The following is a 10,103-nucleotide window of genomic DNA, read 5'->3' as shown; positions in this document are numbered from 1 at the left end:
TGGGTGGCGCCCGCCGAGGAGGCCGGGACGTGGGGCGGGAGAGGCCCCCAGGAGACGGGGGGCGGCGCAGCGATGCCAGGGGCCGCCGCACGGGGCGCGGGGGCGGGCGCAGAGGGCGCGGGTGCCGGCGCATCGTCTCGAGCGGGGGCGTCGGCGGAGGGCCGGGCCGTACCCGACGAGGGGCTTGCGGGGCCCTTGGACGACGCTCCGCCCCCGGGCGCGGTGTCAACCCTGGTCGCAGCGGCGCCGGATGCCTTCGGCCCGTCCGTGGCCGTCCCGGGCGAGGGGCGGGTTCCGTCCGGAACGCCGGTTTCACCGGCCGTCGCGGGGTGGCCGCCGGACGCCGGAAGAGGCGCGACCGCGGACGCTGCGCTGCGCACGCCGGACGCCGGGCGGGGCGGTACGGAACCGTCCGGCACGCCTGGGGCCGGTGACGTCACTGCCGAAGACGCGGCACTCCTCGCCGCGGACGCCGGGCGGGGCGGTACGAAGCCGTCCGATGTCCCCGCGGTCGGCGGCGTTGCGGCCGAAGACGGGTCCGAGGGCGCCCGGACGGTGCCGGGAGCACCGTTCCGCGCCCCGGACGCAGGGTGCGACGGAGCCGGGCCGCCCGACGGGCCCGCGGTCGGCGGGGCGTACGGCGGCAGCGGCGGATACGCGGGAGGCGGGGGAGGCGGGGAAACGGCACGCGGGAGGCCGGGCGCCGGAGCGCTCCGAGGTGACGCACCGGACGCGGACGCGCCGCGCTGCTGGGGCACCTCGGAGGGGAGGGGGGAGGCCGCGCGCGGCGCTTCGGCGCTCATACGCCCCCCTTGCGTCATGCTCGCCTGCCGCCGATTCGCCGTTCACGGCAGGCCAGTTCGTATGTGGACAGCACGCCGCGGGTTGTCAGGTCACGGCGTGCGCGTCACTTTACGGGCTGCGGAGGGCGGAGCGGCAACCCGATCGGACACATGACCGGGTTTGCCCGAACCACCCCACTACCCAGCGGTAACGGCATTCTGGCAAGGTTGGCCCCATGGCCGACACCGCTGCCGACCGGGCCCGGTACGACCGGGCCACCGCGCACCTCGACGCGCCGCTCGCGGTCGTGGACCTCGCGGCGTTCGACGCCAATGCCGACGATCTGGTGCGGCGCGCGCGGGGCAGGCCGATCCGGGTGGCGAGCAAGTCGGTGCGCTGCCGGGCCCTTCTCGAACGGCTGGCGGGGCACGACGGCTTCGCGGGGGTCATGTCCTTCACGCTCGCGGAGTCCCTGTGGCTGGCCCGGTCCGGATTCGAGGACGTCCTGCTCGCGTACCCCTCCGCCGACCGCGAGAGCTTCGCGGAGCTGACGGGCGACCCGAAGCTCGCCGCGGCGGTGACGGTGATGGTGGACGACACCGCTCAACTCGATCTGATCGACGCCTCGCGGGCCGGCACCGAGCAGGTCCGCGTCTGCGTGGAGTTGGACACCTCGCTGTGGCTGCTGGGCGGGCGGGTGCGGATCGGCGCGCGGCGCTCTCCGCTGCGCGAACCCGGTCAACTCGCCGCCCTGGCCCGTTCGGTGACCCGCCGTCCCGGCTTCCGGCTGGTCGGCGTCATGGCCTACGAGGGTCATGTCGCGGGTGTCGGCGACGCGGTCCCGGGCCGGCCGTTGCGCTCCCGGGGGATCCGGCTGATGCAGTCGGCGGCGAGGAAGGAGCTGGCGGCCCGCCGGGCGGAGGCGGTGCGCCTCGTACGGGCCGAGGCACCCGACCTGGAGTTCGTCAACGGCGGCGGCACGGGCAGCGTGCAGCACACGGCGGCCGAGGACGCGGTGACGGAGATCGCGGCGGGCTCGGGGCTCTTCGTGCCACGCCTCTTCGACCACTACACCTCGTTCCGGGGCCGGCCGGCCGCGCTGTTCGCCCAGCCCGTGGTACGGCGGCCCGGAGTCGGTGTGGTCACGGTTCTGGGCGGCGGCTATCCGGCGTCGGGGGCGGCCGGTGCCGACCGGCTGCCGCAGCCGTATCTTCCCGAGGGACTGCGCTATGACGCGCAGGAGGGGCCCGGGGAGGTGCAGACACCGCTGCTGGGGACGCCCGCGGACGATCTGCTGATCGGCGACAAGGTGTGGTTCCGGCACGCGAAGGCCGGCGAGATGTGCGAACGCTTCGACGAACTGCACCTCATCCAGGGCGACCGGGTGGTCGGGGCCGAGCCCACGTACCGGGGCGAGGGCCGCACCTTCCTGTGACCGTCACCGCGAGCGGGACGTGACCACGCGGAGCGTGCATGGCGGAGGAAGTGAGCAGAGGTGAGCAGGATGTCGCGCCCGGGCCACGGGTCCGACGGCGTGCTGTCCCGTCAGACCGAGCCGCCCGTACCGCCCGTGCTGCCGGCGCCCAGCGGGGCGATGCCCGCGGCGATCCTGTCCATGTCCGTGAGCGGCGGTGCCTGCCCGCCGGCGTCGAAGCCGAACCGGACGAGGACGAGGGACGTCGGGTCGGTGGGCGAGGGAAAGACCACGGACTGGACGAAGCCCCCGTCCCCCTTCTTGGTCGTGACCTTCCAGCGCACCAGGTAGCCCTTCTGCCCGGCGACCGTGACGACCTCGGATCTGACCTCCCGCCGGGAGACCACCCCGCCGTACATCTCCTTGCCGGTGACGGGGTCCTTGCCGTAGGAGCTGTCGGTGTTCTTGGGGATGTCCTCCTTGGCGACGCCTTGTGGTGTCTTCGCCTTGTAGCCGGTGGCGGTCCTGGTGAACACGCCGCCGCGCACGCACTTCGTACGCGTCTGGCTCGGACACGGGTAGGGGTCGATGGTCACGCCCGCGCCGCCCGCGCTGCTGCGGCCCTTCTGCCAGCCGGCGAGAACGGGCACGCTGATGCCGTTGGCCGCGTCCGGAGCGGTGTCCGCCGAGGTGCCCGGCGGCCCCTCCCCGCGTCCGCCGCCCTGGTCACCGGGCGACGGCTGCCGGCCGGTGCTCGGCTCGGCGCGTGCTGTGTCGGAGCCGTCGCCGTTGCCGTTCAGCAGGACGATGCCGCCGATGACGGCCACGACGAGAACCGCCGCGGCGCCGACGAGGGAGACGGTCCTGCCGCGCGCCCCGCCATGGCCGACGGACTCCGGTCCGTAGAAGGGCGGGGATGCGAACGGGGCCTCCAGGAGCTCGGGCTGCCGGGGCGGAGCGAAGACGGGCTGCTGGGGCGGGATCCGGGAGACGGCGGTGCCCTCGGGCTCACGGGTGTAGTCGGTCCACAGGGAGCCGTCCCACCACCGTTCGAGGGCGGGTTCGTGGCCTGTCTGCCCGGGGTCTGGGTACCAGCCGGGCGGGGTCGTCATGCTCACGCGGATCACCTTATGGCCTGGAGCCGACATATCCGAAGACGAACGGGACTTCTTGGCCCGTAACCCTGTTGCCACGGCAGCCGGGGCCCCGTACGCCCGGCTGCCGTGCGGGGTGTCTGCGGCGCCGCGTCCCCAGCGCGGTCGTCTGCGCCGTGTCCCCAGTGCCGTCGTCGGCAGCGCCGTCGTCCGCGGCACCATCGTCCGCAGCGCCGTCGTCCGCAGCAGGATCCGGCGCGGTTCTACAAGGGGGTGACGTACGCACCCGCGATGCCGCCGTCGACGAGGAACTCGGCGGCATTGACGAACGAGGAGTCGTCGCTGGCGAGGAAGGCCACCGCGGAGGCGATCTCCTCGGGTTCGGCGAAGCGGCCCAGCGGGACGTGGACGAGTCGGCGCGCCGCCCGCTCGGGGTCCTTGGCGAACAGCTCCTTGAGCAGCGGGGTGTTGACCGGCCCGGGGCAGAGGGCGTTGACCCGGATGCCCTCGCGGGCGAACTGGACGCCCAGCTCGCGGGACATGGCCAGCACCCCGCCCTTGGACGCGGTGTAGCTGATCTGGGAGGTGGCGGCCCCCATTCTGGCCACGAAGGAGGCGGTGTTGATGATCGAGCCCTTCCCCTGCCGCCGCATGTAGGGGATGACGTGCTTGCAGCAGAGGTAGACGGAGGTGAGGTTGACCTCCTGGACGCGCTTCCAGGCATCGATCCCGGTGGTGAGGATCGAGTCGTCGTCGGGCGGGGAGATACCGGCGTTGTTGAAGGCGATGTCGACCGAACCGTAGGTGTCGTACGCCGTCTTGTAGACCGCCTCGACCTGGTCGGAGTCGGTGACGTCGACCTGGACGTAGAGCCCGCCGACCTCGGCGGCGGCCGCCTTGCCCGCGGTCTCGTCGATGTCGGCGCAGACGATGTCCGCGCCTTCGGAGGCGAGTCGGCGGGCGGTCGCCAGTCCGATGCCGCTGCCCGCTCCGGTGATGACGGCGGTACGGCCGACCAGGCGACGGCACACGGGGGTGGTCTGCTCGGTCACGTGCTCTCCTCGGTGCTGATGAAGACGTTCTTGGTCTCGGTGAAGGCGGTGAGTGCGCCGGGGCCCAGCTCGCGGCCGAGGCCGGACTCTCCGAAGCCTCCGAAGGGCGTCCAGTAGCGCACGCTGCTGTGCGAGTTGACGGAGAGATTGCCTGCCGCGACGGCACGGGAGACGCGCAGTGCACGGCCGATGTCCCGGGTCCACAGGGATCCGGACAGGCCGTAGCGGGTGGCGTTGGCGAGGCGTACGGCGTCGGCCTCGTCCTCGAAGGGGATGACGACGGCCACGGGTCCGAAGATCTCGTCGACGGCCGTGGCGTCGTCCGGGGAGGACGGGGTGAGGACGGTCGCGGGGTACCAGAAGCCCCTGCCCGCGGGGCACGTGCCGCGGATGGCCACGGGCGCGTCCTCGGGGACGTAGGAGCGTACGCGCTCGCGCTGGGCGGCGGAGATCAGCGGACCCATCCGGGTGGCCGGATCGGCGGGGTCCCCCACGGTGAAGGCGTGGACGGCGGGTTCCAGCAGCTCCATGAACCGGTCGTGGACCTCGCGCTGCACCAGGATGCGGGTGCGGGCGCAGCAGTCCTGGCCGGTGTTGTCGAGGAAGGAGCCGGGAGCGGCGGCGGCCGCCTGCTCGACATCACCGTCGGCGAAGACGATGTTGGGGCTCTTGCCCCCGAGTTCGAGGGTCACCCGCTTCACGCCCGCGGCGCACTTGGCCATGATCCGCTTGCCGACGGCGGTGGAGCCCGTGAAGACGACCTTGGCGACGCCGGGGTGCTCGACGAGTGCGTTTCCCGCGACCGGTCCGGCTCCGGGGAGGACCTGGAACAGCCCTTCCGGCAGCCCGGCCTCCAGGGCGAGTTCGGCCAGGCGCAGTGCGGTCAGCGGAGTGGTCTCGGCGGGCTTGAGGAGGACGGCGTTGCCCGCGGCGAGGGCGGGCGCCGTTCCCCATGCGGCGATCGGCAGGGGGAAGTTCCACGGGGCGATGACGGCGACGACGCCGAGAGGCTCGTGGAAGGTGACGTTCAGACCGCCGGAGACGGGAATCTGGCTGCCGTTGAGGCGCTCCACTCCCCCGGCCGCGTAGTCGAGGAGATCACGGGCGTTCCCGGCTTCCCAGCGGGCATTGCCGATGGGGTGACCGGCTTCGCGGACCTCCAGCTGTGCCAGTTCCTCGAGATGGCCGTCGACGGTGGCGGCGAAGCGGCGCAGCAGCCGGGCGCGGTCGCCGGGAGCGAGCGCGGACCAGCTCTCCTGTGCCTTCGCGGCGCGGAGGACGGCGGCGTCGACATCGGCCGGGGTGGAGGCGGGGACGGTGGCGATGACCTCTTCGGTCGCCGGGTTGAGGACGTGGTGTTCGTACAACTGCGTTCTCCTGGGGTTGACGGGTCCGCCGCGGAGCGGGGTGTCACGTCCCATGCGGCGCGTCCCGTGCGGCGCGTCCCATGCGGCGCGTCACCGCGCTGCTTCCGATGCGTTGCTCGGCGGCGGTGCTCGGGATGCTGCCTCGGCTGTGCCGCGTCGGGTGCGCCGCTTCGTATGCGGCGCGTCGGATGCCTGCGTCGCCTGCGGCGCGTCCCATGCGGCCGATCACATCCGCTCGAAGGAGCGGAACCGCTCCCAGTCCGTGACGGCGCTGTCGTACGCCGCCTGCTCGATACGCGCCATGTTCAGATAGTGCTCGACCACCTCGTCTCCGAAGGCGCCCCGCGCGACGGGGCTGGCCGCCCACAGCTCGGCCGCCTCGCGGAGTGTGGCGGGCACGTGCTCGGCGTCACCGTTGTAGGCGTTTCCGGTACAGGCGTCGGGGAGTTCGAGCTCCTGCTCGATACCGTGCAGCCCGGCCGCGACCATGCCCGCCACCGCCAGATACGGGTTGACGTCGCCCCCCGGGAGGCGGTTCTCGAACCGGTGGGACCGCCCGTGGCCGACGACGCGCAGGGCACAGGTGCGGTTGTCCGGCCCCCACGCGACGGCCGTCGGGGCGAAGGAGCCGGGCCGGAAGCGCTTGTAGGAGTTGATGTTCGGGGCGTAGAGCAGGGTGAAGTCGCGCATCGCGGCGATCTGTCCGGCGAGGAAGTGCCGCATGGTCTTCGACATGCCGTACGGGCCCTGCTCGTCGGCGAGCACCGGCTCCCCGAACGCGTCCCGCAGCGACAGATGGATATGGCAGGAGTTGCCCTCGCGCTCGTCGTACTTCGCCATGAAGGTGAGCGACATGCCCTCCTGGGCGGCGATCTCCTTCGCGCCGGTCTTGTAGACGGCGTGCTGGTCGCAGGTGGTGAGCGCCTCGTCGTAGCGGAAGGCGATCTCGTGCTGGCCGAGGTTGCACTCGCCCTTGGCCGACTCCACCGTCATACCGGCCGCGCCCATCTCGTTGCGGATCCGGCGCAGCAGCGGCTCGACCCGGCCGGTTCCCAGGACGGAGTAGTCGACGTTGTACTGGTTGGCCGGGTTCATCCCGCGATAGCCGCGCGCCCAGGCGTCCTCGTAGGTGTCCTTGAAGACCATGAACTCCAGCTCGGTGCCGGCGTATGCGCTCCAGCCGTGCTCGGCGAGCCGGTCGAGCTGGCGGCGCAGCACCTGCCGCGGGGAGGCGGCGACCGGTGAGCCGTCGTGCCAGGCGAGATCGGCGGTGATGAGGGCGGTTCCGGGGTTCCAGGGCGTACGGCGCAGGGTGCCGGTGTCGCCGTGCATGGCGAAGTCGCCGTAGCCGCGTTCCCAGGAGGACATGGCGTAGCCGTCGACGGTGTTGAGGTCGACGTCCACGGCGAGGAGGTAGTTGCACCCTTCGGTGCCGTGGTCCAGGACCTCGTCGAGGAAGAACCGGGCGGCGAACCGCTTGCCCTGGAGCCGTCCCTGCATATCGGTGAAGGCGAGGACTACGGTGTCGATCTCCCCCGTGTCGACGAGTCTTCTCAGGTCGCCGACGGAGAGCGGTGGTGTGCGGTCTGCCACGGGAAAGGCCTCCTGTCGGTGCAGCCGGAGGCCATAAGGTAGTCCTGTAGACCATTGATTGGGAAGGGGTTCAATGGGCGACGTCGAGGACGCCGGCTCCGCGGACCGGCTCGCCCCGGTGCTGCGACCGGTGCGGGCGGGGAACGGCTTCGAGGAGGCGCTGGAGCAGATACTCCAGGTCGTCCGGCTCGGGCTCGTGCCGTACGGCGAGCGGCTTCCGGCGGAGCGAGAGCTGGCGGACCGGCTGGGCGTCAGCCGGGTGACGCTGCGCGAGGTCCTGAAGGTCCTCCAGGACCAGGGCCTGGTGGAGAGCCGGCGCGGCCGCTACGGCGGCACGTTCGTACGGCCTCGGCCGGAGGTGCGGGGCGGCGGCGCGGAGGACGAGCTGCGGCGCCGGATCGAGAAGGTCGACGTCGAGGACACCCTGCGGTTCCGGGAGGTCCTGGAGGTCGGCGCGGCGGGGCTGTGCGCGGCGCACGGCCTGTCGCGGGAACAGGCGGACCGGCTGCGGGGGGCGCTGGCCGCGACGCACGACGCGCCGCTGGCCGACTACCGGCGGCTGGACACCATGTTGCATCTGACCGTGGCGGAACTGTGCGGCTCACCCTCGCTCGCCGCCCAGTACGCGGCCGTACGGGCGACCGTCAACGACCTGCTGGACTGCATTCCGCTGCTGGTCCGCAATCTGGAGCACTCGCAGCAGCAGCACACCGCGCTGGTCGAGGCGGTGCTGGAGGGTGACGCCGACGGGGCCCGCGAGGTGATGCGGGAACACTGCGCGGGTACGGCGGCGCTGCTGCGGGGCTTCCTCTCCTGAGCTCCTCGGGCGCCGCCCGGCACCCGGAGGCGCAGACGGCAACGAGGACCACGGGGACGAGGCGCCACGACGCCGGGGCCGCGGCCGGCCTACCGCGGACCGGTTCACCGCGGTGGCCTGCGGCGGACCGGATCGGTTCACCGCGGCACCGGTTACCGCGGACCGGTTCACCGCGGATTGGCGCACGCCCCTTGCGCGTACCCACCCCGGAGGACAAAGGTATGGCCCCACACCATTGACCCCCGTCAGGTCAGGAGCGGCTCATGGCCGAAAGTACCGGCTCCCCCCTCGCACCTCCCTCCGACAGCGGGACCGCCTCCCCCGAGGACGCCTATCTGGAGAAGCGGACCTTGCGCAGAGGCAGCGCCGGCTGGCTGCTGCTCACCGGACTCGGCGTGGCGTACGTCGTCTCGGGTGACTTCTCCGGCTGGAACTTCGGACTCGCCGAGGGCGGCTTCGGCGGCCTCGCCATCGCCGCCGTCCTCATGGGCCTGATGTACACCTGTATGGTCTTCGCGCTCGCCGAGCTGGCGGCGATCCTGCCGACAGCGGGCGGCGGCTACGGGTTCGCCCGGCGCGCGCTCGGCACCTGGGGCGGCTTCCTCACCGGCACGGCCATCCTCATCGAGTACGTCCTCGCGCCCGCCGCGATCGCCATCTTCATCGGGGACTACGTCGAGTCACTGAAGCTCTTCGGCCTGGAATCGGGCTGGCCGGTGTATCTCGCCTGTTTCGCGGTCTTCCTCGGAATCCATCTGTGGGGCGTCGGCGAGGCGCTGCGCTTCAGCTTCATCGTGACGGGCGTCGCGGTCGCCGCGCTGCTGATCTTCGCTGTCGGGGCGTTCGCGGAGTTCGACGCGAGCGGGCTCGATGACATCCCCGTCGACCGGGACGCCTTCGGCGCCGGATCCTGGCTGCCGTTCGGTGTCCTGGGGATCTGGGCGGCGTTCCCGTTCGGCATGTGGTTCTTCCTGGGGGTCGAGGGTGTGCCGCTGGCGGCCGAGGAGACCAGGGACCCGGCACGTTCCCTGCCGAAGGCCATGGCCATCTCCATGGCCATCCTGTTGCTGCTCGCCCTGCTCACTTTCCTCGCGGCGACCGGTGCCCGAGGCTCGGCGGCCGTACAGGAAGCGGGCAACCCGCTGGTGGAGGCCCTCCAGGGCGGCGGCGAGCCGACCGCGCTCAGCCGGTTCGTCAACTACGCGGGCCTGGCCGGTCTGGTCGCCTCCTTCTTCTCCCTGATCTACGCCGGGTCACGGCAGCTGTTCGCGCTCTCCCGCGCCGGCTATCTGCCCCGCTTCCTGTCCCTGACCAGCAGGCGCAAGGCCCCGTACCTCGGGCTGCTGGTGCCGGGCGCCATCGGCTTCGCGCTGGCCGCGGCGACGGGCGACGGCGCCCGGATGCTCAATGTCGCCGTCTTCGGCGCGACCATCTCCTACGCCCTGATGTCCCTGTCGCACATCGTGCTGCGGCGCCGCGAACCCCGGCTGCCCCGGCCGTACCGGACCCCCGGCGGAATCCTTACGTCCGCGGTGGCGTTCGTACTGGCGTGCTCGGCCCTCGTGGCCACCTTTCTGGTGGACAAGGAGGCGGCGTTCATCGCGCTGGGCGTCTACGGTGTCGCACTGGCCTACTTCGCCTTCTACTCCCGGCACCGACTGGTCGCGGCCGCCCCCGAGGAGGAGTTCGCTGCGCTGGCGGCCGCCGAGGCCGAACTGACACGCGACTGACCGGAGGAAGCTGTGCGCAAGCCGCTCATCGGCATCTCCACGTACCTGGAGCCCTCGGTGCACTGGGGCGTCTGGCATCAGGCGGCCGCGCTGCTGCCGACCGGCTACCACCGGCTCGTACAGCGCGCGGGCGGGCTCGCCGTGATGCTTCCGCCGGACGAAACGGCGGCGGCCGAGGCTACCGTGGCGCGGCTCGACGGCGTGGTGATCTCGGTGGTCCCGGCCACCTCGCCCGTACGGTACGGGGCCGAGC

At 72.3% G+C, this 10,103-nt stretch carries 8 protein-coding genes; 4 read left to right on the top strand and 4 right to left on the bottom strand.

Annotated features, from left to right (window positions below):
- The first annotated feature begins 1,018 nt into the window (after nt 1-1,018).
- The gene (locus ACTWQE_RS32600; protein ID WP_443332702.1) at nt 1,019-2,218 is read left to right on the top strand and encodes an amino acid deaminase/aldolase; all 1,200 of its coding nucleotides are present in this window, start codon (nt 1,019-1,021) and stop codon (nt 2,216-2,218) included.
- 110 nt (nt 2,219-2,328) lie between these two features.
- Here ACTWQE_RS32600 and ACTWQE_RS32595 read toward each other — a convergent pair whose 3' ends face one another.
- The 4 genes from ACTWQE_RS32595 to ACTWQE_RS32580 form a co-directional block, all read right to left on the bottom strand.
- A complete protein-coding gene (locus ACTWQE_RS32595; protein WP_443332703.1) occupies nt 2,329-3,309 on the bottom strand; it encodes a DUF2510 domain-containing protein in 981 nt (326 codons plus the stop codon).
- Between the two features lie 245 nt (nt 3,310-3,554).
- The gene (locus ACTWQE_RS32590; RefSeq protein ID WP_443332701.1) at nt 3,555-4,343 is read right to left on the bottom strand and encodes a 3-oxoacyl-ACP reductase; all 789 of its coding nucleotides are present in this window, start codon (nt 4,341-4,343) and stop codon (nt 3,555-3,557) included.
- Nucleotides 4,340-5,764: an aldehyde dehydrogenase family protein gene (locus tag ACTWQE_RS32585; protein WP_443332700.1), complete on the bottom strand. Its 1,425-nt coding sequence runs from the start codon at nt 5,762-5,764 to the stop codon at nt 4,340-4,342. The genes ACTWQE_RS32590 and ACTWQE_RS32585 overlap by 4 nt, the downstream gene beginning before the upstream one ends.
- Nucleotides 5,765-5,935: 171 nt before the next feature.
- The gene (locus ACTWQE_RS32580) at nt 5,936-7,303 is read right to left on the bottom strand and encodes a glutamine synthetase family protein (RefSeq protein ID WP_443332699.1); all 1,368 of its coding nucleotides are present in this window, start codon (nt 7,301-7,303) and stop codon (nt 5,936-5,938) included.
- Between the two features lie 73 nt (nt 7,304-7,376).
- On the opposite strand from ACTWQE_RS32580, the gene ACTWQE_RS32575 reads away from it, so the two are divergent.
- From ACTWQE_RS32575 to ACTWQE_RS32565, 3 genes are all read left to right on the top strand, one after another.
- Nucleotides 7,377-8,120: a FadR/GntR family transcriptional regulator gene (locus ACTWQE_RS32575; RefSeq protein WP_443332698.1), complete on the top strand. Its 744-nt coding sequence runs from the start codon at nt 7,377-7,379 to the stop codon at nt 8,118-8,120.
- A 263-nt stretch (nt 8,121-8,383) separates the two neighbouring features.
- Nucleotides 8,384-9,850 (top strand): ethanolamine permease, encoded by a 1,467-nt coding sequence (gene eat / locus ACTWQE_RS32570; protein WP_443332697.1) that lies wholly within the window; start codon nt 8,384-8,386, stop codon nt 9,848-9,850.
- Nucleotides 9,851-9,862: 12 nt separating this feature from the next.
- The coding region (locus ACTWQE_RS32565; protein ID WP_443332696.1) for a gamma-glutamyl-gamma-aminobutyrate hydrolase family protein at nt 9,863-10,103 on the top strand (241 nt) is incomplete at its 3' end.

The organism is Streptomyces sp. 8N706 (assembly GCF_052245415.1).
GTDB lineage: Bacteria > Actinomycetota > Actinomycetes > Streptomycetales > Streptomycetaceae > Streptomyces.
Note: the sequence above shows the minus strand (reverse complement) of the source record. Positions and strands in the feature narration are given on the sequence as shown.

Bases quoted from the DNA above. Each gene is read 5' to 3' on its own strand.
- ACTWQE_RS32595 (WP_443332703.1), bottom strand. From the start codon at position 3,309: ATGACGACCCCGCCCGGCTGGTACCCAGACCCCGGGCAGACAGGCCAC.
- ACTWQE_RS32575 (WP_443332698.1), top strand. From the start codon at position 7,377: ATGGGCGACGTCGAGGACGCCGGCTCCGCGGACCGGCTCGCCCCGGTG.
- ACTWQE_RS32585 (WP_443332700.1), bottom strand. From the start codon at position 5,764: ATGGGACGTGACACCCCGCTCCGCGGCGGACCCGTCAACCCCAGGAGA.
- eat (WP_443332697.1), top strand. From the start codon at position 8,384: ATGGCCGAAAGTACCGGCTCCCCCCTCGCACCTCCCTCCGACAGCGGG.
- ACTWQE_RS32600 (WP_443332702.1), top strand. From the start codon at position 1,019: ATGGCCGACACCGCTGCCGACCGGGCCCGGTACGACCGGGCCACCGCG.